Here is a 26990-nt window from a genome sequence, read left to right as displayed (position 1 = left end):
TTTATTTTGAATATGGTGTACAAATAGGTCTTTTTTTATCTTTCTCTAAAAAATTAACTACCTCTAATACAAGTTCATTATTTTTAAAATCTTCATTTAAATTAATTAAATTTTGAGTTAAATTTTCATCCTTAAAAATTTCTCTATATGCATCACTTAAATTAATAATTTGTTTATTTGGAATATTCTTTCTTCTTAAACCTATTAAATTTAATCCTTGTAGAACGCTTCGGTTGCCATGGGCTATCCCATACGGTATAACATCCCTTACAACACCACACATTCCCCCTATCATTGCTGATCTTCCAACTCTCGTGAACTGTTGTACAGCTGAATTACCTCCAATTATTACATTACTCTCTATATGTGCATGCCCACCTAAAGGAACATTATTCGCTAAAATAACATTATCTTCAACCAAACAATCGTGTGCTATGTGTGAAGAGACCATGAATAAGCAGTTATTTCCAACCTTAGTTAATCCACCGCCACCTGCAGTACCAGGGTTAATAGTTACATATTCTCTAATTTTATTATTGTCACCTATTTCAAGCTTTGTTTGTTCGCCATTAAATTTTAAATCTTGAGGATCGTTTCCAATAGACGCAAATGAATAAATCTTATTGTTGTTTCCAATTTTGGTATGTCCAATGATACTTACATGTGATTGTATTGTAGAATTTTCTCCTACTTCAACATTAGGACCTATTACAGTGTAAGCTCCAATACTAACATTGGTACTAATTTTAGCTTTTGGATCAATAATTGCTGTTTTATGTATCATTTATTATCTTTTAAAAAATCTCTAATATTTTTTGCTGGATATCCCATTACTTTTGAATTATCTGAGATATCTTTTATCACACCACTACCACCAGCTATTTCTACATTATTTCCGATGGTTAAATGACCAGAAATACCAGCTTGCCCACCAATTCGGACGTTGTTACCAAGAATAGAACTACCAGCAATTCCTACTTGTCCTGCTATGATTGAATTTTCACCAATTTTAACATTATGTGCAATATGAATTTGATTGTCTAAAAAAGTATTTTTACCAATCACAGTATTTGACATAGAGCCCCTATCAATAGTACAGCCACATCCAATTTCAGAATTTTCACCAATTATCACAATTCCAATATGCGGATATCTTAAATTTTTTTCATTAATAGGAAAGAAACCAAATCCATGTTTGCCAATAACACAATTATCTAAAACACTAACGTTATTATTAATTAATGTATTCCTTATAATTACATTTGATCCTATCGAGCAATTGTCTCCAATAATAACATTTTGCTCAATAATGGTATTGTGACCAATTAAACAATTGGATCCAAGGGTAACATTATCACCAATTAAAACATTTTTTCCAAAGTTAACTTTATCTTTAAATTTTGTATCAATTATATCTTTAGCTGTGAAATCAAAGTTATCATTAATTGAGCTTGGATAAAATTTTGATGTAACTTTAGAAGTTGAAACTAAAACATTTTTAACAATTAATGGTTCGCAGTTTCTAGGTAATTCATTTTTTAAACTTTCAGTTGTTAAACAAAAGGAAGCTTTAGTATTTTTTGCAATATCCTTATATTTTTTTGAATGAAAAAAAGTAATATCATTATTATCTGATGTAAATAAATCTTTTATGTCATTTATTTTTTGATCATTAACAGTTTTAAGATCATCAAGATTTATTAACCGTAAAATATCTGAAATTTTGAAAGGACCATTATTTTTAAAAAAAGGATTAATCATCAAAATCTTTTTACCAAATGATATTAAACTGTGTTATCAATATTTGTTGCTAATTATTTCTTATCAACTATGGTAGCTGACCATTGAGCGTCAGCCATTTTTTTTCCATCAACAAAAGCATCACCTTTGTACTTCCAAACTCTACCATGTGTTCTGATGGCTTGGATTTTTAATTCTAATTTACAATCAGGTATAACGGGGTTTCTAAATCTTGCTTTTTCTATGCCCATTAAAAAAACTAATTTATTATCATATGTTTCTTTATCTAAACCATGAGCAGTTAGAGCGGCAGCTGCTTGACCAAATGCTTCAACTATCAGAACACCTGGCATAACAGGATTATCCGGAAAATGACCTTGTACAAAAAAACTATCTCTTTTAACATTCACTATAGCCGTAGCAGAAAAAAGTTTTTCAATTTCATGAAGCTCGTCAATAAGAAGCATGGGCTCTCGATGAGGTAATAAGTCACTTATCTGTTTTTTATTAAGAAATTCTTTTGTCATTTATTGTATTTTGAATTTTTGAATTTCAACATCAATTAATTTAATAATTTCATCTGTAATATCAAGTTCCGATTTTCCAATTATCAAATTTTTTTTTTGAAGAACTATTTCTATGGACTGTTCATCTGAAAATTTTATAAGTATTGGATTAATCAACTTTAGTAATTTATTAGTGCTATCAATTTTAAGTTTTGCAAGATTTTTATTAATTTTATTTGTTGTATTATTGTAGTTTTTTATTTCTAGTTTTAATTTATTTACATTTGATTGAAAGTCTTTCTCTGACAATATATTCTTTTGTGAAATTAACTTAACCTCTTTCTCTTTTAATTTTTTAGCATCATTTTTGAATTTATCAGAATTTTTTAAATTAAATTCATTCAATTGCTCTAATATATGTGAACCTGGCTTTGAGGTTGATATAATTCTATCTAAATCTATAAAAGCAATTTTCGTATCAGCTACTACTAAATTAAATGATAAAAAATAAATAATTAATATTATAAATAATTTTTTCATCAAAATGTAGTACCCAAATTAAATCTGAAAGATTCGGTAATATCATCTTTGCCCTTAGTGATAGCCTCAGAGAAGGAAAAATTAAGTGGACCTATTGGAGTAAATAAATCAACAGCAAGTCCAATCGAAGATCTAATTTCATTATTGTTAGCCATACTGCTACTATAATCTACGCCCCAAATACTTGCCATATCAAAAAATAGTGAAAAATTTGCATTTTGAACATTTGGTAAAATTTGAGGGACTGTTGTAGAGGCATTAAAGGCTAATGCATAATTGCCACCAATATAGTCCTTGTTATCTTTTGGACCTATCTTACCCATTTCAAAACCTCTAAGTTTTTTTGCAGGTAAAAACAATCTATCAGATAATTTAACATTTTTTCCTGTAAGTGAATTTGTTGCTGAAGCATAAACTCCATAAGAAGCTATATTCTCATTTAACCACTCGTTATAAAATTTAAGATCATATGCGCTTGTTAATGAGTAGTTTTCACTAATCAAAGGAATATTTTGAGTAAATCTACTTCTAAAACCATCAGTGGTTTGATATCTTTGATTTCTTTTATCGTAATCGAGTGTGTAATTAAAAAAAGTATCAAAATATGATCCCTCTTGTTTCTTCATGTTAGCAGAAGCAGTGCTATCAGTTGTTAATTTTTCAACATAGCTAGAGACACCAAGATTTAAAGATAAATCATCATAATATTCAAAACCACTTGCAACTGAAAAACCCGTTTTATTAGACTCATAACCGTAAGCTTTTAGGTAATCTGTTACTGTGCTTTCTAATGATAAATTTAAAGATTTGTTTGATCCGTTATAATTTGGATTGTTCAAATAAACTTTACCTTTAAAAGTTTCTGAACTGACTGATAAATCTGAACCAAAATCAATTCCTCTTCCAAGAAAATTGTTTTCCTTAATACCAAAGGCAATGCTTCCACCACCAGTGCTGACACCAGCTCCAGCACTAATCTCACCAGTAGGTTTTTCATCAACATTGATATTGATAATTTTTTGGCTATTTGATGATCCGTTATAAATTTGATCATTAACATCACTAAAAAAATTTAATGCTTTTATATTATTTAATGTTTTTTTATGTAGTAACTCATTGAATGGGTCGCCTTCGTCAGCAGCTAATACATTTCTAATAACTTCTTCTCTAGTTACATTATTTCCAAATATATTAATTTTTTCAATATAAAACTTTTCAGATTCCTCTATATTGAAAGATAAGTTTACTAGATTTTCACTAATTTCTTCAATAACAGTAGATTTTAAAAATTCATATTGTTCGTTTAAAACAATTCTATCTATTTCATTTAAAATTTTGTCTATAGAATTTAATGAATAGCTTTCACCTTTTAAATTTGAAAATAGCTTTTCTAATTTTTTAAAATCATTCTCATTATAATCATCAGGGAGTTTTATGCTTAAATTATTAAAATAATGCTTTTCACCTGACTTAATATTATAAATAAGCTCAAATTTACTATTTCCAAGAAAATTAGCAAATGTAGAGTCTATATTTACATTATAAAAACCTTTATTCTTATAAAAATTATTTAACAATCTTTTATCAAAATTAACTAAATTTTCATTTAAGTATTTTTTACCTGATATAAATTTCCAAAATTTATACTCATCACTAATAATTACATTTTTTAAAGTACTGTCTTTAAATTTTTTATCTCCAACAAATGAAATTTTTGAGATTTTTGCTTTTTTACCCAAATCAATCTTGTAGTAAAGGTCGATTTTATTATCACCAAGATCTTGATAGCTTGAGATGATTTTTGTAAAATAAAAGCCTTTATCTTTAAGATAATTCATAATTTTATCTTCATCACTTTTTATATTGTATGAGTTAAATGAAGATCTATTTTTCGAAGATAAAATATCATATAGAGCCTCTTCTGTTTTTTTTCTTTTAATTCCCTCAATAAAAATTGTTTGAATTATAGGGTTTTCAATTACATCTATAATTAAATTTTTATTTTCAATTTTAACAACTACATCTTTAAAAAAACCTGATTTATATAAATTTTTTAATACAATATTTATCGAATTTTCATTTAAAGATTTGTTATTAGGAAGTTCTGAGAAAAGAAGAATGGTCTCATCTGAAACTCTTTGATTTCCATTAATTAAAATATTATTATATTCTTCAGAGTTGATTGATGAAGTGAAGGTGATTAATATAAAAAAAATTTGAAAGATATATTTTAACATTCTAATCTTATACACTTGTGGTATTGATTTTTAAACTAACATAATCAGCCAATTGTTCAATTTGCTTAACATTTACAGGCTTAATTTTCTTAAATTTTTGAAATTCATTGAGGCTTGTAAACTTTAATAATTTTTTTGAAATATCAATGAATTTTATTTCATTCTTTAAGAATTTATTCACTAAATTGTCGTTTGCACTGACAATTACAGTTTCAAAAAGAGAATCTATTTCTGTTAATTTATTTAATAATTTAATTATTGGAAATCTAATTTTATCAATTTTTTGAAGTTGTAAATTATTTAAGATTTTAATGTTAAGAGGATAAGATTTAATTTTATTATTATCTTCAGAATACAATGAGTTAAAAATTGGGATGACCATATTTGTATCGTGCATAAGTAATTTAATTAAACCATTATTAAATTTTACAATTGCATGCAAATATGAATCGGGGTGAATTAGTATTTCTAATTGACTGTATTTAAGATCAAATATCTTTTTCGCTTCGATAACTTCAAAAACCTTATTCATCATGGTTGCTGAATCTATTGAAATTTTTTTTCCCATAGACCAATTAGGGTGTTTTAAAGCATTTTTTGTAGTGATATTATTAAATTTTCTTAATGGAAGTTTTCTAAAAGGTCCACCTGAAGCAGTTAGATAAAATTTCTCAAAATTTTTATATTTTTCCTTATTAATTAACGACCAAATAGAAAAATGCTCTGAATCAACTGGAATAAATTTTGTTTTATACTTATCTAAATTCTTTTTAATTAAGTTCCAACCACAAATTATTGACTCTTTATTTGCTATAGCAATTACATCAGTAAATTTTATAATATCTAAAGTGGGCTTCAAACCTTGAAAGCCAGTAATTGCACTCATTGTGTAATCAATTTTTTTATTTTTAAATATTTTTTTAAAAGATGTAAAATCATTATAGATATTTATATTTTTACCTTTTATTTTTTTTTTAGCTTTTATGAAAGAATTTTGATCTGTGATAATTAAATTTTTTACATTAAAAAACTTAGCTTGATTAATTAATTTTTTATAATTTTTATTTGCTGAAATTAATTCTATTTTAAAGTTCTTTTGATCATTTTTAATTATATTGAGTAATGAAGTTCCAATTGACCCAGTTGATCCAAAAATGACTATTTTTTTCATATTAAAAAAAACTAAATAATAAAATTCCTACTGGTATTGCAAAAATTATCCCATCAACTCTATCTAAAAAGCCTCCATGTCCTGGGAGTATATCACTTGTATCTTTAACTTTTGCTTTACGTTTAAGGTAAGAAACAAACAGATCTCCTAATTGTGAAATTATAGATATCAATATTGTGATTAAAGCTAATTTAAAAAAACTATTATTAATCAATTCTTCATGAAAAAAAGGGACTAAAAACAATGAAAATATAAATGAGCCAATTGATCCTGAGATTGTTTTATTAGGGCTTATTTTTGTAAGTTTTTTTCCTTTAAATGTTTTACCAAATACAAGTCCACCTATGTCAGATAATATGGCAACCAAAACTGAATATAATAAATATAGTTTTAAATTTGGATAATAAGATTCAATTATAAATATAATGTAAATTAATAGTGATAAATAAAACAATGCAATTATTTTATAAAAAGATCTAAAAAATTTATCTTTGAATTTATCATTTGGTATGATTTTTGATATTAAGGCATAAAATTCAATCCAAACAATAACTGTTATAATTAATAATGAAATAATCATAACAAATGAAAAGAAGTACATTGCTGTCAGTAAAGATGTTAATATAATTGAGGTGGATATTCTTTTTTTTAATTCTATGTTCATTAAATAGATCCAAAATTTCTTTTTATTTTCCTAAATTTTTTTAAAATTTTTTTAAAGTCATTTAAATTAAAATCTGGCCAAAGTTTTTTTTCAAAAAAAATTTCAGTATAAGCTAACTGCCATAACATAAAATTACTTAATCTTTGTGTATTACCTGTTCTTATTAAAATATCTGGGTCAGGTATGTCTTTTGTAAATAAATATTTATTAATATTTTTATTATTAACCATAATATTTTTTTTATTAATCAATTTTATCGAATTTATTATTTCGTCTTTTGATCCGTAGTTTAATGCTATATTAAGTTGTAAACCTAAATTTTTTAAAGTTTTTGCTTCAGATTCTTTTATTAATTTTTTAAGTTTTGACGGTAATTTATTAATAGCTCCGATAAATTTAAGCTTAATTTTTTTTTTAACTAAGTAGTTAATTTTTTTACTTAGAAAATTTTCCAATAAATTAAACAAGAAATTTATTTCAATCTTAGGTCTTTTCCAGTTTTCTGTTGAAAATGTAAAAAGTGATAAATATTTGATATTTTCTTTTATACTTTCATTTATAATAGTTTCAACAGTATTTAGACCTGCTCTATGACCTGCATTTCTTGAATTATTATGTCTAATACCCCATCTACCGTTTCCATCCATGATGATGGCAACATGTTTAACTGGGTTCATATAGTCATTATTTCTTTTTCTTTAGTCTCAACTTTACTATCTATTGTTTTAATATGGTCATCTGTAAATGTTTGTACCATTTTTTCATTTATTTTTTCATCATCTTCACTAATTTCTTTTTCTTTAACTAAATTTTTTAAATCGTCATTAGCTTCTCTTCTAATATTTCTGATTGAAATTTTACACTTTTCACCCATGGATTTAATTAATTTTTTAATCTCCATTCTTCTTTCTTCATTTAAATCTGGAATGGGTAATCTGATTAATTGACCATCAATTTGAGGATTTAAACCTAATTCTGATTTTTTTATAGCAGTATCTACTAGTGAAACATTATTAAGATCCCAAACTTGAATATTGATTGTTCTTGCATCGGGAGTCGTTATGCTTGAAACTTGGTTTAGTGGCATCGCTTGCCCATAAACATCTACTTTAACAAGGTCAAGCATTGAAGCGTTTGCTCTTCCAGTTCTTAATGAAGTTAATTCTTTTTGAAAAACCTCAATGGTTTTATCCATCTTATGGCTGTATGTTTTGTCATTAAACATTTATTCACCTATTTTAATTCTAAAAAAATCATTAATCTTTAAGTCAGGTATATTAAGTTCTTTTACAATATCTTGCACTTTCTTTTTTGGCTCCATAACCCAGGCTTGTGTTAACAAAGCATTTTCCTCTTTAAATTTATTCATTTTACCTAAGCTAATTTTTTGTGCAATTTCTTCAGGCTTACCAGAACTTTTTAACTCTTCTGTGACAAGATCTAGTTCCTTTTGAAGTAGATCTTTATTAATCAAATCAGAACTTAACGCCAAAGGGTTTGATGCTGCAATATGCATTGAAAGTTGTTTGCCAAAAGCTTTAACATTATCACTGTCATCTGAAGTCTCTAGTGAAGTTATAACTGATAATTTAGATAAATTATCTTTAACTACAGTATGCAAATAATTAAAATTTTTAGAACCTGATTGATTAAATGTCTTAGCTTTACCAATTGTTATCTTTTCACCCATTTTTGCGATTAATGCTACCAGACTATCTTCAACTGTTTCACCATTTCCCATTTTTGATTTATTAAGCTTTTCTAAATCAGATGAATTTTGATTATTCAATTCGCTTAATTCTTTTGCGAAGGATACAAAATCATCATTCTTAGCAACAAAATCTGTCTCACAGTTAATTTCAATAACTGATATTTTATTTTCATCACCTGAAGTTGCAATGACACCTTCTTTAGCATCTCTTGACATTTTTTTTGAAGCTTTAGAAATTCCTTTAACTCTTAAGATTTCTACTGCTTTATCTAAATCACCACCAGATTCCTTAACTGCCAAGTTACAATCTTTAAATCCAGCACCGGTTGCTTCACGTAATTGTTTTACTTTTTTTAAATCACTCATATTAATTCAACTTTTCTTTATCTTTTTTTGAAAATTTAACATCTAACTTCTCTCTATCGATCTCCTGGATAGTTTTTAATGAAGGTTCTTTTGTTTTTGTCTCACCAACATCAGGTTTTTCTTCAGATTTAGATGGAGCTGCTTTTTTTGCATTTTCAATAGTTTCTTTTACTAAATTACAATATAGATCAATCGCTCTTCTGGCATCGTCGTTACCAGGAATTGGAAAATCAATACCATCAGGATTAGAATTACTGTCAAGTATAGCACAAATTGGAATACCTAATTTAGATGCTTCAGCAATAGCTAAAGATTCATAATTTGTGTCAATAATAAAAACTAGATCAGGAACTTTTTTCATATCTGCAATTCCACCTAATGCTCTTTCTAATTTATCTTTTTTAACACTCATCTTTAATAGTTCTTTTTTTGTAAAGCCTCTATTTTCAGCAACAAGATCAGCTTCATATTTTTTCATCTTTTTAATGGATCCCGAGATTGTTCCCCAGTTAGTTAACATTCCACCTAACCACCTATAGTTTACAAAGTACTGTCCAGTTTCTTTTGCAACTTCAGCAATTGCTTCAGATGCTTGTTTTTTTGTAGACACAAAAAGAATTTTGCCGTTATTAGCAATCGTATTATAAACTTTTTCCAAAGCTACATTTGTTAATTCCAATGTTTGAGTTAAATCAATAATGTGTATTGAATCTCTTTTTCCAAAAATGTATTTTTTCATTTTTGGGTTCCATCTTAAAGTCTTATGACCTAAATGAACTCCTGCTTCTAATAGTTGTTGGATAGTCAGACTTGGTATTTTCATATTTATTCCCGGTTAAGCCACCACAGTAATTTCCATTTAAGGACCGGAGGTATAAAACCACAAACTGTGTGCGTGTTAATTTAATTTAAGAGTTATTTACAAATTATTTATAGAACAAACAAGTCTTTTTTAATGAATAGTTGTCGAAATATCATTGTTTCTGAGTATATTTATGGCTTTCCTGTCAATAAAACGCTTGTTTTTTAGTTTAAAGCTAATCTCATTGTTTTCGTCGTTGATATTTATTTTTACCTCTGTAGCGCCCTCTTCGTCCACTAAATCAGATATTTTATCAATGTCTTCAATTGATTTAATATTAAATACAATTTCATTAACAGGTTTATTAAAAAGATCTTTAAGAGAAGCAATTTTTTGAACATTTATTCTTTTAAGTTTATTTTCATCGTTTGAAATGGTTTTGATCAAGGTTATGATTAAAGAGCTACCCTCAACTAAAGCTTCTCTGTTCAATTCCAAAATATCAGAAAAAATAAAGAGTTCAAAAACACTTGTTAAATCAGTGAATTTTATAACACCATACGAGTTACCTTTTGCCGTTTTTCTTTCAGTAATTTTTAAAAGTGTAGCTGCAATATTTGCATCTTTTATAGTGTCGTCTAGATTAAATTTTGCATAATCAACTATTTTATAATCATCAAAAATTTCTTTAAATTGATTTAAAGGGTGGTCAGATATAAAGAAACCAATAGCCTCGAACTCTCTTGATAGTCGATCTTCAAACTTCCAATCTTCGATATTAAGGACTATCTCATTATCTTGTTCTTCGTCAGAACCAAAAAGATCAATTTGATTTGCTGCTTTGTTTTCATAAATATTTTTTGTCTTTAAAATAAAATTTGGAATTGAATTAAATAATGCTTGTCGATTATTATCTATATTGTCAAAAGCTCCTGCTTTTACCAAACCTTCTAACTGGAGTTTATTAATATCTTTAGGGTTAACTCTATTTAAAAAATTATTTATGGATTTAAAATCACCATTTTCTTTTCTTTCTTTAATAATATTTGATATTGCTTCATAACCAACACTTTTAATTCCAGCAAGCGCATAATAAAAATTATTTTCATCAAATTGAAAATCTGCAAAACACTTATTAATATCAGGTCGTATAACTTTAATATTTATTCTTTTTAGCTCCTCATGAAATTCACCCAATTTATTTTGATTTGAGATATCCATTGTCATGGATGCCGCAAAAAATTCTTTAGGATAATAAGTTTTTAAAAATGCTGTTTGATAAGAAATTATAGCATAAGCGGCTGCATGACTTTTATTAAATCCATATTCTGCAAATGGTTCAATCTTTAAAAATATACTTGCCGCAACATCTTTGCTAATTCCATTTTTAAGAGCACCAGCAATAAATCCTTGCTTCTGCTTTTCTAGTTCAGCTCTTTTTTTTTTCCCATAGCCCTTCTTAAAATATCAGCCTCACCTGCGGTAAAACCTGAGAGTTTTTGTGCAATTTGCATCACCTGTTCTTGATAAATAATAACTCCATATGTAGGTTTTAAGATATCTTCAAGTAAAGGATGCAAATAATCAGGTGTTTGTCTTCCATGTTTACAGTCATTGTAAACTGGTATGTTGCTCATAGGTCCCGGACGATAAAGAGCAACTAGTGCAATAATATCTTCAATATGATTAGGCTGCATCTGCAATAATGCTTCACGCATACCAGCACTTTCAACTTGAAATAATCCAACAGTATTACCAGAAGATAAAAGTTCAAAAACTTTCTGATCATCAAAGTCAATATCTTCAATTTTAAAATCTTTAACTTTTTTATTAATCAACTTTTGCGTTCTATTAATTACAGTTAAAGTTTTTAGTCCTAAAAAATCAAACTTAATTAAGCCAGCATTTTCTGCTGAATACATATCAAATTGCGTAGAAGGTAATAATAAATCTGCTGCAGCATCTTTATATAAAGGCACAACTTCTGTTAATTTTCTATCAGCTATAACAACACCTGCTGCATGAGTTGCTACATTTCTATTTAAACCTTCTAATTTCAAAGAAAGATCTGTTAATTTTTTTACACGAGGATCTTCATTTACTAATTTTTGAAGTCTTGGTTCGCTATTAATGCACTCAATTAAACTTTGAGGTCTAGAAGGGTCAAAGGGTATCATTTTTGAAATACTATCAACAAAACCATATGGTAAACCTAATACCCTACCAACATCTCTAATAACCATTCTTGCTTTTAATTTTCCAAATGTAATTATATGGGCAACACTGTCCTTATATTTTGTAGTCAAATATTTAAAAACAAGATCTCTTTTTTCCTCACAAAAATCTATATCAAAGTCAGGCATCGACACACGGTCAGGATTTAAAAATCTTTCAAATATCAAATTAAATTTAATTGGATCAACATCTGTAATGGACAGACACCAAGCAACAAGTGAGCCTGCCCCAGAGCCTCTACCTGGTCCTACTGGAATATCATTACTCTTGGCCCATTTAATGTAGTCAGATACAATCAAGAAATAACTAGGATATTTCATTTCAATTATAATCTTTAGCTCATGATCTAGTCTGTCTTTATATTTCAAAAATTTATCATTAGTTTCTAAGTTATTTTCTTCAATTTTAAAAACTTTGAGAAATTTTTCTTTCAATCCGTCTAGTGAATCTTTTTTAAGTATTTCATCAGCACTACCTCCTTTTTCAGAACTAATATTTGGAAGTACTGGTTTGGAAAATTGTGGTCTAAAATTACATTTAAATGGAAAATTAAAGTTATTTTCTAAAGCTTCAGGAAGATCTGAAAATAGTTTTGACATTTCTTCATTAGATTTAAAATAATGTTGGTTACTATATTTAACTCTATTTTTTTCATTAACATAAGTTTTAGAACCAATGCAGGTTAATGCATCATGGGCTTCGTGCATGTCAGGTGTTAAATAATAAACTTCATTAGTAGCAATAATTGGTATTTTAATCTTTAAAGATTGTTCTAAATTGAATTTTTCAAAAGAAATTTCATTTTGATCACCATGCCTTTGGATTTCTAAATAAAAGTTATCATTAAATTTTGATGATAAACTCATATATAGTTTTGATATATCTTCTAAACGACCTTTTTCAAATAATTTACCAAATAAACCTTGAATAGTTCCTGAAAGTAAGGACACCCCTTCTACATCCTTTAAAAGTTCCTTAATATCTAAATGAGGGTCTGATAAAGCATCATTTTCAAGGTAAGATCTTGAGGAGAGTTCTATGATTTTCTTATATCCATTTTTATTAAGAGCTATCAAGGGTAATAGTCCTGTCGTGTCTTCAAATCTAAAATAAATTTGAGTACCAATAATTGGTTGAGTGCCAACCTTAGAAATATTTTCAGCAAACTCCAATGCACCACATAAATTGGATGTATCAGAAAGACCCAAACAAGGTATTTTTTTTTCTTTACAAAAATCTTTTAAATATTCAATTTTAATAGCTCCTTCACAGATTGAATACTGTGTGTGAATTTTTAAGTGATTAAAGTTTTGATTATTTAATTCTGGCATTGATAGTTCTTATATTACCATCAATCATTTCTAATTTGCAATCAGCCATATTTGCAAAAAATCTATTGTGAGTTGCATAAATTATTAATCTGCTTTTATTTTTTAATTTATATAAAACATTAAAAACCTCTTTGGCGGTAGTGTGATCTAGACTGCCGGTAGGTTCGTCTGCTAATATAATTTCTGGCTCATTAATGAGTGCTCTAGCCATCGCAATTCTTTGCATTTCACCCCCTGATAATTCCGAAGGAAAATGTGACTCACGTGATGAAAGACCCATTGTTTTTATAATTTTTTTAGCTCGGTTGATTGAATTCATTTTGTCATTAGTTAAAGCTAGACCGGCTAAATAAACATTTTCTAATGCAGTAAAATCTGGAAGTAAATTATTTTGCTGATAGATAATACCAATTTTACTTGATCTAACTTTATCATTTTTTGAATTATCGTTAAAGTTTACTGGTGTATTACCAATTAACAAAGAGCCAGTAGTAGGTTTGTCTATCATTGATAAAACATTTAGTAATGTAGATTTTCCCGATCCGGATGGACCAACTAGAGAATAAATCTTACCTTTTATAAAAGAATAATTGATTTTTTTTAAAACATTTATTTTTCTATTGTTAGAAAAAGATTTTGATATGTTTTTTAATGAGATCAAATTATTCATACTTAAGTCCTTTAACTGGGTCTAATTTTGAAGCTTTTATAGCAGGAAAAATTGACACAATAATTGTTATAAAGATTGAACAAAGGGAAATAATAAAAATTGAAGTTGGGTTGATCTCTGAAGGCATTGTACTTAAAAAATAAATCTCCTCAGGAAACAAACTAATATTAAATGTATTGCTTAAAAACTCTCTCAAGTTTTCTATATATAATGAGAACATTACACCTAAAAAAATTCCAAAGAAGGTTGCTGTAGCTCCAATAATAACTCCAACAAGAAAAAAAATCTTAATAATAGATTTATTTAAGACACCGATAGACTTTAATATAGCTATATCTCTTGTTTTATTTTTAACCAGAATTGTAAGTCCAGAAATAATATTAAAAGCAGCCACTATAATAATCAAAGATAAGATTATAAACATTACATTCCTTTCAACCTTTAAAGCAGAAAATAATGAACTATTCATATCGGCCCAACTATATACAAATTCATTTTTGAATATTTTTTGAATTTTATTTTTTTCTTCTTCAATATTAGATGGGTTATTCAAGTAAATTTCTAGGCTACGCTTTTCTTTTTTAAGATTAAAAAAGTTTTCCAATGTGTCTAAATTTATGAAAGCTATGTTGGCATCAAAATCAGCTAAACCACTATCAAAGATTGAACTAATAATAAAAGTTTCTTGTCTAGGTAAGCTTCCTATAATCGTTTCTATGCCTACTGGAGACATAATTGATACTTTATCACCCACGCCAAGATCTAAATTAAAACTTAATTCTTTACCTATTGATATCGAATTCTTTGTTAATTGACTTGATTTACCAATTAAGATTCCTTTTTTTACAACATCAAGTTTTAGAAAGTTTTCACTGCTGTAACCTCTTAAAATTAGGCCTTTAGTGTAGTCTTTGCTAATGACAATTGCTTCACCAGAATTACTAAGTATTAATTCTTCTGAAATTAATTTTAAATTTTTATTATTTAATTGTTCTAGACTAATGGGACTCTCATATGGTTTAACGGTAACATGAGCATTAAATCCTACAATCTTATTAATTAACTCAGTTCTAAAGCCATTCATAACGGACATCACAATAATCAACACTGCAACTCCTAAGCTAATTCCGATAAATGAAAAAATAGATATTATATTTAAAAAACCATCTTTTTTTCTAGTTTTTAGATATCTAAGTGTAATTTCTTTTTCTAATGCAGAAATCAATTTTTTAATTTTTGTTCAGTTAAAATTTGAGTTATTTGATCTATAGTTAAATTTTTGGGGTCTTTTCCAATTTCTTTAAACTCTAATAAATCACCATCTGATTTTTTTCCTAAAATTATTTGATAAGGTACACCTATCAAATTAAATTTTTTAATTTTTGATGAAAGATTTTCATCCATGTCATCAATAATTGTGTCAATATTTTTACTTTCAAAATATTTAAAAAGTTTATTTGCTTTGTCTAATACCGAAGTATCATTTTTATTAATCATGGGTATTATGGCAAGCTCATATGGTGCCACAGAGAATGGCCATTTCATTATTTCATCTTTTTCATCATATTTTGCTTCTATAATTGCCCCAACTAGTCTTGATACTCCAATTCCATATGATCCCATCTTAACAAAGTCTTTTTTTCCACCTGGAAGATCTACAGCTGCATTTAAAGCTTTTGAGTACTTATCTCCAAAATAAAAAATGTGACCTACTTCTATGCCTTTTGTAATAAGTCTATTTTCTTCAGTTACTTTTTCTTCAAATTCATCTTTATTAAATTTTTCATCGGCTACAGCATAATATTGTTCATATTTTTTTCTTAAATCTTGCAAAGATTGTCTATCCATTACAGATCCTTCACTATCTAAATCAAAAACTCTTTTATCTGTAAAAATTTTACTTTCTCCAGTATCTGCTAAAATAATAAATTCATGAGAAAGATTTCCACCAATTGGTCCTGTATCAGCTGCCATTGGTATTGCTGAAAGTTCTAATCTTTTAAATGTTTTTAAATATGAAAAAAAGAATTTATTATACGAGAAAATTGCGTCTTCATCGTTTACATCAAACGAATATGCATCCTTCATATAAAACTCTCTACCTCTCATTATTCCAAATCTTGGTCTAACTTCATCTCTGAATTTCCATTGTATATGATATAATAATTGAGGAAGTGATTTATAAGATTTAACACTTGATCTAAATATATCTGTAACTAGCTCTTCGTTAGTTGGACCATAGAGCATTTCTCTACCTTGGCGGTCTTTAATACGGAGCATTTCATCTCCATAATCATCATAACGACCACTTTCTTTCCAAATATCACTAGGTTGGATTGTCGGCATAAGTATTTCTTGAGCACCAATTTTATTTTGCTCTTCTCTTACAATTTGTTCAATTTTTTTCATCACCTTAAAACCTAAAGGTAGCCATGAATAAATACCTGCTGAAGATTGCTTTATCATACCAACCCTTAGCATTAACTGGTGTGATTTAATTTTTGCTTCTGATGGGTTATTTTTTAATATTGGTATGAATGACTTTGAAATGTACATTTTTAATTAATTATATATCTTAAATTTAAATATTCATATTTTATCAATAAATAAATTATCACGAAAATAACAGTTGTAATACCAGTACAATAAATAAATTTTTTTAACATTTTAGGATTTTCTGGAGAACCAGCGTCTTCACCTTCAATTTTGACAGATTTTAGTCTATTTACATCAATTGGAAGAATTGTAAAAAAAACTATCCACCAGATTATAATATAGATTATAGCAAGGCCTGTTGCGCTCATCTAGATTCTTACTAGATTGATATTTATAAATGGTCTTTTACCAGTCAATTCTTTGGCGCATTTTCTACATGTAATTTTCAATGCATCAATTAAGTTATATTCTTGTTTTTTGCTTTTTATAGAAAAGGTTCTAGTTGTTTTTTCTATTGCCTCTTCTAATTCATAGATGAATTCATCAGCATCATAAACAGGCAACCCTCTAAAGGTTAATACAGGTCTTTTATGAATATTACCCTTTACAGTAATTAAAATAGTAACCTCCATATATCCATTAGCAGCTATATTTTTTCTATCTTTAATTGATTGAGCATCTTCTTCGACACTCATATTTCCATCTAAATAAAGTCTACCACTTGGAGCTTTATCAAAAACATGTGGTTTACCTGGAGCCAATTTTACAATATCACCGTTTTCTACTTGAACTGGGTGTGGAACTTTCATTTCGTGTGCGAATTTCATGTGTTCAATCATGTGTCTGTGTTCTCCATGAACAGGGACTGCGCATTGAGGTTTAACCCAATCATACATTTCTCTTAGATCATCTCTATTTGGGTGGCCAGAAACATGAACAAATTCACTTTCCTCTGAAATAACTTCAATACCATCTCTAACTAATTGATTTTGTAATTTGTATAATTTTTTTTCATTACCTGGAATAATTTTAGATGAAAAAATAACAGCATCATCTTTTTCAATGAATACATCTGGATGAGTATAGCTTGAAATTCTCATTAGTGCTGCCATGGGCTCACCCTGACTACCAGTACAAAGGTAAACTATTTTTTCTCTAGCAATTTTTTTTGCTTCACGTGCATCTATGGGTTCAATAACATTTTTTAAATAACCACATTGTCTTGCAGCTTTAAATATTCTATGCATAGATCTTCCTACTAGGGATATTTGTCTACCAGTTTTTTCTGCACAGTAAAAAGCTGTTTCCATACGTGCAACATTTGACGCAAAAGAAGCCATAACAATTCTTTTTTTAAGGCTACCCATTATATTTAATAAACTTTTTCTAACATCTAGCTCTGAACCAGCTTTACCCATACTAAATACATTTGTTGAATCACAAACCATAGCTAGGACCCCTTCTTTACCAATTTCTTTAAGTCTGTCAGAATTAATTTTTTCACCAATCAATGGTTCTGGGTCAATCTTCCAATCACCTGTGTGCAGTATTACACCTGCTGGGGTTTCAATTCTAAGACCATTAGGTTCAAGAATTGAGTGGGTTAATGTGATGTACTCTATTTTAAAAGGATCCAAATCTACTGTTCCATTTAATTGAACTATTTTTAGATAATTAGTTGCATCAATATTCTTTTCTTTGAGTTTTTCTTTTATTAAAACTGCAGTAAATGGAGTTGCAAAAATTTTGCATTTTAATTGAGGCCAAAGATGTGCAATTGCACCTATATGATCTTCATGTGCATGAGTTAAAATAATCCCTAAAAGATCTTCTTTTTTATCTACAATAAATCCAGGGTCAGGGTAAATCAAATCAATTCCTGGTAACGAGTCATCAGCAAATGTAACCCCTATATCAACCATGATCCATTTATGTTCACCTGGTTTTCCATAGGCAAACAGGTTCATATTCATGCCGATTTCTCCTGAGCCCCCTAAAGGGCAAAATAATAGTTCATTTTTCATATTTATTTAATTAAAGTGGTGGCTCTGATTAGGCCGTTAATTGTAATATCTTTATTTAATGTAACTTTCGTTTTTGTTGAATTTTTGAATAAATTAGAAAACCCTCCAGTAATTATTATTTTAAAGGACATCTTGGTCTCTTTCTTAATTAAATTAACAATATTGTCAATTAAACCCTCATAACCCCAAAAAAAACCTGCTCTAACTGCACTAATAGTATTTAAACCAACAACTTTGTTCGTTTTTTTTAAACTAATCTTTGGAATTTGCGTTGCTTTGTCTGTCAACGTATCAAGTGAAAGCTTAACACCAGGTGCAATAACACCACCATGATAGGTATTTTTAATCAAAACATCAAATGTTGTAGCGGTCCCAAAATCTAAAATTATAAAATTATCTTTGTTATTAATAATGCTAATAGCGTTTGCCAATCTATCTGAACCAATTTGTTTATAGTTAACCTTAATCTTAATCAATTTATTTAACTTAAGTTTCTTAAGCTCATGACACTTAATTTTATAAGTTTTATTAAAAAAACTCTTAATTTCATTAAATGATTTTGGAACAACACTACAAAATAAACATTTATCAATTACTTTATTTTTTAAACTTAAAATAGCTAAAGATTTTCTAAGCAAAGGATAATTTATCTTTTTTGTTATTAGAGTAACTCTTTTAATAATTATATTTTTAGAGTTTACCAAACAAATTTTAGTTTCTGTATTACCTATATCACCAACAATAATCATTTTAAATTTCTATCTATGTTTTTTATATTAAATTTAGGAAACATTGGAATAAAAGTTTCATAAATTTTTTTTAGTTTTAAAGCTGCATTATTAGGAGTAATTTTTACACCAGTTAAATCAAAAAGGTTTGTGGTCAAATAACCATTAATAGAAGGACTCTTAATCAAATTTATACCTATGCCAACTATAATAAATGTTTTGTCTGATTTAGATAATGTTTCCTGTAATATACCTGAAATTTTCATATTATTTATTAATAAATCATTTGGCTTTTTAACCACAATTTTATCTTTATAAAAATTTGATAAGAATTTTTTTACTAAAAGACAGTTTATTTTTGTCAAATTATTCAATGTTAATTGAACCATGTTAACTTGGAAAAAAATACTAACAAATAAATTTCCCTTGAATGAGGTCCATTTTTTCCCATATTGACCTCTACCTCTTTTCTGTTTCTCAGCAATTACAATTCCTGATTTATTATTAGTATTTTTAATTATCTGAAATGCTCTATCGTTTGTACTATTTATGATTTTAAAATTAAACTTTTTTAACTTCATTAAATTATATTAATTCTAGATACAATTTCCACCAGTTTGCTAGGAAAAATAAAATACAAAAGAATTAACAATGTTGAAAAAGTTAATGATATTTTTAACCAAACACTGTGATCAGTGTCATATTTTTCTTTTTCTTCATCAAAATAAATAACTTTAATTATTCTTAGATAATAAAAGGCAGCAATCACAGTTGATAATAAACCGACAATTGCTAGAAAATACATTGATTGTTCTATTACAGACTTAAATACATAAAATTTAGCAAAAAAACCTGCCAACGGTGGGATGCCCGCTAATGAAAAAAGTATAACGAGTAATGACAAAGATAAAACTGGATGGTTTTTTGACAGTCCAGATAAATCATCAATAGTTTCAAAATACTGATCATTTCTTTTCATCATAAATAAACAACTGAATAAACCAAGATTCATTACGATGTAAATAGAGATATAAACAATAGATGATTGAATACCCTCATTTGTCCCAACAGAAAGTCCTGCTAAAGCGTAACCAATATGACCAATAGAGCTATATGCAACTAATCTTTTTAAATTACCCTGCCCAATCGCTGCAACAGCTCCAAATATCATTGAGGCAATAGATAAAAAAATTATGATAGGTTGCCATTGATCAATCATATTAAAAAATGGAATATATAGGAACCTAATAAAGACAGTTAAAGCAGCAACCTTAGGAACTATTGCAAAAAATAATGTTACAGATGTCGGAGATCCTTCATAAACATCTGGTGCCCACATATGAAATGGTACAGCAGATATCTTAAAAGCTAATCCAACTAGGATAAAAACTATTCCAAATGTTAAGCCATAATGAGTAGAATCCATAGAATTTCCAATAATATTAAAATTAGTTGATCCAGAAAAACCATAGATTAGAGAGCAGCCGTAAAGTAGTAAACCAGAAGAAAGTGCACTTAATACAAAATATTTAAGCCCTGATTCAGATGACTTTAATTGATCTCTATTAAACGATGCCAAAACATACAAAGCTAATGATTGTAATTCAAGTCCAATATAGAAAACCATTAGATCATTAGAACTAATCATAACCATCATTCCTAAAATTGAACAAAGGATTAAAATTGGATACTCTATTAAGAAAATTTTAGATATTTTTAAATATTTTGCTGAAATTGATAAAACAAAAGCTCCTCCTAAAATTGTAAGAATTTTCATTAAAGATGAGAGGTTATCAATTACATAGCTATTTCCAAATAAAGTTACAGGGGTATCAAAAGGATTATTTAATATTAAAATTACAGTAATTAGTAAAAACCCTATTGAAAGATTGTGAATTAAGCTTGAGGCATTTTTTCTAAAAACACCCAAGATTAATAAAAACATTATTGATAAAGCGATAAAAATTTCAGGAGAAATAAAATTTAAATTATTCATTACTTTTGTACCTCAGGACCATACATATTTAAGTTAAAATTATACATTTCAATTAAGTCATTTACCGATACTTCAATTGTATTAATAAGAGGTTCTGGGTAAAAACCAAAGAATAATACTGGTATAGCTAAACTCCATAAAATAAATTTTTCTGAATTATCTAAATCAGGTATTTTTAAAAGGTCTTTGTTTACTAAATTTCCAAAAACAACTCTTCTATATAACCATAACATATATGCAGCACCAAAGATGACCCCAAAACTAGCAATAACTGCTACTAAAAAATTATCTTTAAATGCACCCATTAAAATCAAAAACTCTCCTATAAAGCCACTTGTTCCAGGTAATCCTAATGCAGCTAGAGTAAACAACATAAATAAAATTGAATATTTGGGCATTACAGAAACCAGGCCACCATAAGTTTTAATTAATCTTGAATGCATACGATCATAAACCACACCAACACATAAAAATAATGCTGCCGAAACAAGTCCATGACTAATCATTTGAATTATACTTCCTTCAATGCCCTGTTGTGTGATCGTAAAAATTCCCAACGTTACAAAACCCATGTGTGCCACAGAAGAGTATGCTATTAATTTTTTCATATCTTCCTGCATTAGAGCAACTAGAGATGCATAAATAATTGCAATTAAACTAAGCGTATAAACCAATGGAGTAAACAATTCAGAAGCCACAGGAAACAAACCTAAGGAAAATCTAATAAAACCATAACCTGCCATTTTTAAAAGAATAGCAGCCAGTAGAACAGATCCAGCAGTTGGAGCCTCAACATGTGCATCAGGTAACCAAGTGTGAACTGGCCACATAGGTGTTTTGACTGCAAAAGAACTAAAAAAAGCAAGCCACAATAAGTTTTGATATTTTGTGTCTATACCTAATTCATATAGTTGTACTATATCGGTTGTACCAGCGATCCAGTAAATTGAAATTATTGCAACTAACATTAAAACAGAACCAAGTAACGTATATAAGAAAAATTTAAAGGCAGAATAAACTCTTCTTTCACCTCCCCAAATTCCTATAATTAAAAACATAGGAATTAATCCTGCTTCAAAAAATAAATAAAATACAACTAAATCAAGTGAACAAAAAACTCCAATCATTAAACTCTCCATTACCAATATGGCAATAAGAAAATCTCTTAATCTTACTTTAATTGTGTTGTTAACAGATATTATGCACAACGGAGTAATAAGTGTTGTTAGAATTATGAATAAAATTGAAATTCCATCTATACCTACTTTGTAATTAACAAAATCTTTTAACCATTCTCTATTTTCAACAAATTGAAATGTTGATGTGGACGGATCGAATAAATACCATAGATAAATTGAGATTAAAAAATTAACAAAAGATGTAAACAAAGCAACATATTTTCCTGTATTTGAATTTTTATCTTTTGAAAATAATAAAAATAAAGCTCCAATAGTTGGTAAAAGAATTAAAGACGATAAAATTGGAAAATTCATTAGTGTAAAATTAGAAATGTTAATAATGCAGAAAGACCAATCAATATCATAAAGGCATATTGATAAATAAACCCACTTTGAAATTTACTGGCTCTTAATGATAAGTTTTTGATTAGTAAGGAAAAACCGTCCGGTCCAAACCTATCAATAATTTTTATATCAATTGTTTTCCAAAAGAATAATCCTATTTTTTTTGAAGATTGGATAAATATGATGTCGTATAATTCATCAAAGTACCATTTATTGACTAAAAAATTATATAAAGGTCTATTAGATTGAACAATTTGATCAGGTAACTCTTTATTTTTTACAAATAAATAATAAGCAATTGGAATAGATAAAAGGACAAGTATGGGAGTAATCAAAATAATCCATAAAGGTGGGTGATCTGAACTTAATGGAATTAGAAATTTAATAGATTCTCCCCAAAAATGATTTTCTCCCCCATGACCAATAAATAAATCTTTAAATAAAAATCCTGCAAAAATTGCACCAATTGCTAATACAATCAAGGGTATAAGCATAACCAAAGGAGACTCGTGCATTTCTTCAATTTTTAATTTTTTATTGTTATACGTTCCATGAAATGTTTTAAAAATTAATCTCCACGAATATATCGAAGTAAGTAAGGCTGTTAAAATACCAACTCCAGCAGCGTAATAACCTACTGTATTACCTCTAAGGTAAGCAAATTCTATAATTGCATCTTTTGAATAAAAACCAGAAAGAAAAGGGAAACCTGTAAGAGCTAATGTCCCAATAATCATTAAGATCCAAGTATATGGTAGTTTTTTATACACAGCTCCCATTTGATTAATATCTTGTTCATCCTTAAATGAATGAATTACCGATCCTGAACCTAAGAAAAGTAACGCCTTAAAAAATGCATGAGTAAACAAATGAAACATTGCTACATTATAAGCACCAACACCGGCAGCAAAAAACATATAACCTAATTGACTACATGTTGAATAAGCAATTATTTTTTTAATATCTGTTTGAACTAATGCTACTGTTGCAGCAAAAAAAGCAGTTGTCATTCCAACTACTGTAATAATATTTAATGTTAAAGGAGAATATTCAAAAATTGGAGAGCATCTAACAATTAAAAAAACTCCTGCTGTAACCATTGTAGCAGCATGTATTAATGCAGATACAGGTGTAGGACCTTCCATAGCATCTGGTAACCATGTGTGTAAAAGAATTTGTGCTGATTTACCCATAGCTCCAATAAATAAAAGGATACAAATTAGATCGATGGCCTTGATGTGTGTTCCTAAAAATAATAATTCTTTATCAACAATTTGTGGAATTTGTTCAAATACCTCAGAGTAATTGACGGTACCGAATAGATAAAAAATTAAAAATATTCCTAAGGCAAATCCAAAATCACCTACTCTATTTACTACAAAAGCTTTTATAGCTGCTGCATTTGCTGAATCTTTTTTATACCAAAAGCCAATTAAAAAATAAGAACAAAGACCTACGCCCTCCCATCCAAAAAATAATTGAAGAAAATTATCGGATGTAACCAACGTTAGCATTGCAAATGTAAAGAGAGAAAGATAGGCCATAAATCTTGGTTTATGTGGGTCGTGGGACATATAACCAATTGAATAAATATGAACTAGTGAAGAAACTAAAGTTACAACAACGAGCATTACCGAAGATAACGCATCCACTTTAATAGACCAATTGACATCAAGCGTTCCTGAATTAATCCAAGTGGCAATAACTACATTGTTTACATAACCATTAACAATGACTTGATAAAATAAAATTAAAGATAACAGTGCTGAAATCGAAACAAATATACTTGTTATTATCTCTGAATTTCTATCACCTATAAATTTGCCAAAAAAGCCAGATATAATAGATGCTAATAGTGGAAGAAATAATAATGTAAATTCCATATTATCCCTTCAAACTATTTATATCTTCAACTCTAATTGTTGATGAATTTCGATAATAAACGACTATTATAGCGAGACCTATGGCAGCTTCTGCAGCAGCCACAGTTAATATAAAGAGTGTAAAAATTTGCCCCGTTATATCATTCAAAAATATAGAGAAAGCCACCAAGTTAATATTCACTGCTAATAAAATAAGCTCAATACTCATTAAAATTACAATAATATTTTTTCTGTTTAAAAATATACCAATTATACCGATGGTAAATATTATCGCTCCCAAAGTAAGGTAGTGACCCAAGCCTACATCAATCATCAGATTTAACCCCTTTATTACTTGGAACATCTATCAATTCTACACCATCAGATCTTTCTCTGGATATTTGACTAAAATAACTTTGTCTTTTGACACCAGATCTCTGCCTAAAAGTAAGGACAATAGCTCCTATCATTGCAACTAATAAAATCATTCCACTTAATTGAAAGATGTGGATGTAGTCAGTATACAAAACATAACCAATGGCATGAGTATTGCTAATGCTACTATCTATATTTAATGACATAGATGAAACAAGATCTGGTTTATATTTCCATCCACCAATAACAATAATTAATTCAAAAAATATAATAGTACTGATAATTAATCCAACTGGAATATGTTTCGAGCTCTCTCTAGCACTAAACCATTGGTTTCTCTGTTGAGCTACATTTAACATCATGACAACAAACAAGAATAAAACAGCTACAGCACCCACATAGATAATTAACATTATCATTCCAAGGAATTCCGCACCTATCATTATAAACAAGCAAGAAATACTAATAAAATCTAAAATCAAAAAGAAAACAGAATGAACAGTATTTTTAGAAACCGTAACCATTATTGCAGAAACAATTGCTATAAATGAAAAAATATAAAAAAAAATTGCGTGTGCGAGCATGATTATCTATGAGGGTTATCAGCTTTAATATTTGCAGCTAGAATGTTTTCCCATCTATCCCCATTGTCTAAAAGTTTTTCCTTATTATAATAAAGTTCTTCTCTTGTTTCTGTTGAAAATTCAAAGTTAGGACCTTGAACAATTGCATCAACTGGACATGATTCCTCACAAAGACCACAGTAAATACATTTCATCATATCAATATCATATCGAGTAGTTTTTCGACTTCCATCTGCTCTTTCAGAGGATTCAATCGTAATTGCCTGGGCAGGGCATACAGCTTCGCACAATTTACAAGCAATGCATCTTTCTTCACCATCGGGATATCTTCTTAAAGCGTGCTCTCCTCTGAATCGGGGGCTGATTTTACCCTTTTCAAATGGATAGTTAATTGTTTTTTTTGGTTTAAAAAATTCTCGTAAGGCGATCGTAAGACCACCTAGAAAATCTAACATAAAAATTGTTTTAAATATTCTTGAGATTTTCATAATTAATTTGTCGGTAAAAGGTTAAAATAAAATAAAAAACTCGCTGTAAGAACTACCCATGTTAGCGATAAAGGTAAAAAAATTTTCCAGCCTAATCTCATTAACTGATCATATCTATATCTTGGAACAATTGCCTTCACTAAAGCAAAGAGTATAAAAAGAAATAGTATCTTTAAGATTAACCATATAGCTCCAGGAATTACATTAAAAGGAAATAAATCTATAGGCGAAAGCCATCCACCTAAAAATAGAACTGATCCCATTGCACACATAAGAAGAATGTTTGCATACTCGCCTAACCAAAACATTGCATACATCATTCCAGAATATTCAGTTTGATATCCTGCAACAAGTTCAGCTTCAGCTTCTGGTAAGTCAAACGGTGGTCGATTTGTTTCCGCCAAAGCAGAGATAAAAAAAATTACAAACATTGGAAATAATGGAATAACGAACCATAAGTTTTCTTGTGCCATCACTATATCATTTAAGTTTAACGAACCCACACAAAGCAAAACATTAATTATAATAACACCGATTGAAACTTCGTAAGATACCATTTGAGCTGCTGATCTAATTGCACCTAAAAAAGGATATTTTGAATTTGAGGCCCATCCACCCATAATAATTCCATAAACACCCAATGATGAAACTGCAAATAAATAGAGAATACCAACATTAATGTCAGCCAATACTTGAGTTGCACTAAACGGAATAACTGCCCAAGAGATTAAAGCCAAAGTCATGGTGACAATTGGAGCTAATATAAAGATTACTTTATTAGAGCTTGAAGGAATAATAACTTCTTTAAACATATATTTTAATGCATCAGCCAAAGATTGAAGTAAACCAAAAGGTCCTACAACATTTGGTCCCTGTCTTTTTTGAACAAATGCCCAAATACGACGATCAAGCCAAACAATCATCGCTACAGAAACAAGAACTGGTACTAATAAAAATAAGATTTTATATGTCTCTGAAAAAATTATACTTAAATATTCCAT

General features: G+C 28.4%; 25 protein-coding genes and 1 pseudogene. All 26 read right to left on the bottom strand.

All coding sequences use genetic code 11. The annotated features are described in order from the left end of the window. Position 1: 1 nt before the first annotated feature. On the bottom strand, positions 2–784 hold the full coding sequence (gene lpxA, locus ABXT53_RS02820) for an acyl-ACP--UDP-N-acetylglucosamine O-acyltransferase (protein WP_415291140.1): 783 nt from the start codon (positions 782–784) through the stop codon (positions 2–4). Next, positions 781–1761, bottom strand: a complete 981-nt coding sequence (lpxD, locus tag ABXT53_RS02815) for a UDP-3-O-(3-hydroxymyristoyl)glucosamine N-acyltransferase (protein ID WP_415291139.1) — start codon at positions 1759–1761, stop codon at positions 781–783. The genes lpxA and lpxD overlap by 4 nt, the downstream gene beginning before the upstream one ends. A 53-nt stretch (positions 1762–1814) precedes the next feature. After that, on the bottom strand, positions 1815–2267 hold the full coding sequence (gene fabZ, locus ABXT53_RS02810) for a 3-hydroxyacyl-ACP dehydratase FabZ (RefSeq protein ID WP_415291137.1): 453 nt from the start codon (positions 2265–2267) through the stop codon (positions 1815–1817). Continuing rightward, positions 2268–2786 carry an OmpH family outer membrane protein gene (locus ABXT53_RS02805; protein WP_415291136.1) on the bottom strand — a complete coding sequence of 173 codons (519 nt, stop codon included), beginning with the start codon at positions 2784–2786 and terminating at the stop codon, positions 2268–2270. Further along, positions 2786–5023 (bottom strand): outer membrane protein assembly factor BamA, encoded by a 2238-nt coding sequence (gene bamA / locus ABXT53_RS02800; RefSeq protein WP_415291135.1) that lies wholly within the window; start codon positions 5021–5023, stop codon positions 2786–2788. Before bamA ends, ABXT53_RS02805 begins: the two co-directional genes overlap by 1 nt. Before the next feature lie 7 nt (positions 5024–5030). Next, on the bottom strand, positions 5031–6194 hold the full coding sequence (locus ABXT53_RS02795) for a 1-deoxy-D-xylulose-5-phosphate reductoisomerase (RefSeq protein WP_415291133.1): 1164 nt from the start codon (positions 6192–6194) through the stop codon (positions 5031–5033). A 1-nt stretch (position 6195) separates the two neighbouring features. After that, complete coding sequence (locus ABXT53_RS02790) at positions 6196–6858, bottom strand: phosphatidate cytidylyltransferase (RefSeq protein ID WP_415291132.1); 663 nt, start codon at positions 6856–6858, stop codon at positions 6196–6198. Further along, entirely contained in the window at positions 6858–7535 is a 678-nt protein-coding gene (gene uppS / locus ABXT53_RS02785; protein WP_415291130.1) for a polyprenyl diphosphate synthase, read from the bottom strand. Before uppS ends, ABXT53_RS02790 begins: the two co-directional genes overlap by 1 nt. Then, the gene (frr, locus tag ABXT53_RS02780) at positions 7532–8083 is read right to left on the bottom strand and encodes a ribosome recycling factor (RefSeq protein WP_415291129.1); all 552 of its coding nucleotides are present in this window, start codon (positions 8081–8083) and stop codon (positions 7532–7534) included. Before frr ends, uppS begins: the two co-directional genes overlap by 4 nt. Next, positions 8084–8935 (bottom strand): translation elongation factor Ts, encoded by an 852-nt coding sequence (gene tsf, locus ABXT53_RS02775; RefSeq protein WP_415291127.1) that lies wholly within the window; start codon positions 8933–8935, stop codon positions 8084–8086. A gap of 1 nt (position 8936) precedes the next feature. Then, entirely contained in the window at positions 8937–9758 is an 822-nt protein-coding gene (gene rpsB, locus ABXT53_RS02770; RefSeq protein WP_415291126.1) for a 30S ribosomal protein S2, read from the bottom strand. A 129-nt stretch (positions 9759–9887) separates the two neighbouring features. Beyond that, a pseudogene (gene dnaE, locus ABXT53_RS02765) lies at positions 9888–13303 on the bottom strand (DNA polymerase III subunit alpha). Further along, positions 13287–13973: an ABC transporter ATP-binding protein gene (locus ABXT53_RS02760; protein ID WP_415291125.1), complete on the bottom strand. Its 687-nt coding sequence runs from the start codon at positions 13971–13973 to the stop codon at positions 13287–13289. The pseudogene dnaE and the gene ABXT53_RS02760 overlap by 17 nt, the downstream one beginning before the upstream one ends. After that, positions 13966–15198, bottom strand: a complete 1233-nt coding sequence (locus tag ABXT53_RS02755; protein WP_415291124.1) for an FtsX-like permease family protein — start codon at positions 15196–15198, stop codon at positions 13966–13968. The genes ABXT53_RS02760 and ABXT53_RS02755 overlap by 8 nt, the downstream gene beginning before the upstream one ends. Further along, on the bottom strand, positions 15195–16529 hold the full coding sequence (gene proS / locus ABXT53_RS02750) for a proline--tRNA ligase (protein ID WP_415291123.1): 1335 nt from the start codon (positions 16527–16529) through the stop codon (positions 15195–15197). The genes ABXT53_RS02755 and proS overlap by 4 nt, the downstream gene beginning before the upstream one ends. A gap of 2 nt (positions 16530–16531) precedes the next feature. Then, positions 16532–16777, bottom strand: a complete 246-nt coding sequence (locus ABXT53_RS02745; protein ID WP_415291122.1) for a DUF1467 family protein — start codon at positions 16775–16777, stop codon at positions 16532–16534. Then, positions 16778–18433, bottom strand: coding sequence for a ribonuclease J (locus tag ABXT53_RS02740; protein ID WP_415291121.1), 1656 nt, complete (start codon positions 18431–18433; stop codon positions 16778–16780). A 2-nt stretch (positions 18434–18435) separates the two neighbouring features. Further along, on the bottom strand, positions 18436–19182 hold the full coding sequence (locus ABXT53_RS02735; protein WP_415291120.1) for a type III pantothenate kinase: 747 nt from the start codon (positions 19180–19182) through the stop codon (positions 18436–18438). Continuing rightward, positions 19179–19742 carry a biotin--[acetyl-CoA-carboxylase] ligase gene (locus ABXT53_RS02730; RefSeq protein ID WP_415291119.1) on the bottom strand — a complete coding sequence of 188 codons (564 nt, stop codon included), beginning with the start codon at positions 19740–19742 and terminating at the stop codon, positions 19179–19181. Before ABXT53_RS02730 ends, ABXT53_RS02735 begins: the two co-directional genes overlap by 4 nt. Next, positions 19742–21157, bottom strand: coding sequence for an NADH-quinone oxidoreductase subunit NuoN (gene nuoN, locus ABXT53_RS02725; RefSeq protein ID WP_415291118.1), 1416 nt, complete (start codon positions 21155–21157; stop codon positions 19742–19744). Before nuoN ends, ABXT53_RS02730 begins: the two co-directional genes overlap by 1 nt. Next, complete coding sequence (locus ABXT53_RS02720) at positions 21157–22650, bottom strand: NADH-quinone oxidoreductase subunit M (protein WP_415291117.1); 1494 nt, start codon at positions 22648–22650, stop codon at positions 21157–21159. Before ABXT53_RS02720 ends, nuoN begins: the two co-directional genes overlap by 1 nt. Continuing rightward, a complete protein-coding gene (gene nuoL, locus ABXT53_RS02715) occupies positions 22650–24563 on the bottom strand; it encodes an NADH-quinone oxidoreductase subunit L (protein WP_415291116.1) in 1914 nt (637 codons plus the stop codon). The genes ABXT53_RS02720 and nuoL overlap by 1 nt, the downstream gene beginning before the upstream one ends. 1 nt (position 24564) lies before the next feature. Continuing rightward, positions 24565–24876 carry an NADH-quinone oxidoreductase subunit NuoK gene (gene nuoK, locus ABXT53_RS02710; RefSeq protein WP_415291115.1) on the bottom strand — a complete coding sequence of 104 codons (312 nt, stop codon included), beginning with the start codon at positions 24874–24876 and terminating at the stop codon, positions 24565–24567. After that, positions 24869–25501 (bottom strand): NADH-quinone oxidoreductase subunit J, encoded by a 633-nt coding sequence (locus ABXT53_RS02705; RefSeq protein ID WP_415291114.1) that lies wholly within the window; start codon positions 25499–25501, stop codon positions 24869–24871. Before ABXT53_RS02705 ends, nuoK begins: the two co-directional genes overlap by 8 nt. A 2-nt stretch (positions 25502–25503) precedes the next feature. Beyond that, complete coding sequence (nuoI, locus tag ABXT53_RS02700; RefSeq protein ID WP_415291113.1) at positions 25504–25989, bottom strand: NADH-quinone oxidoreductase subunit NuoI; 486 nt, start codon at positions 25987–25989, stop codon at positions 25504–25506. Positions 25990–25991: 2 nt separating this feature from the next. Beyond that, complete coding sequence (nuoH, locus tag ABXT53_RS02695; RefSeq protein WP_415291112.1) at positions 25992–26990, bottom strand: NADH-quinone oxidoreductase subunit NuoH; 999 nt, start codon at positions 26988–26990, stop codon at positions 25992–25994.

It is taken from the genome of Candidatus Pelagibacter sp. Uisw_136 (assembly GCF_047720275.1).
Lineage (GTDB): Bacteria > Pseudomonadota > Alphaproteobacteria > Pelagibacterales > Pelagibacteraceae > Pelagibacter.
Note: the sequence above shows the minus strand (reverse complement) of the source record. Positions and strands in the feature narration are given on the sequence as shown.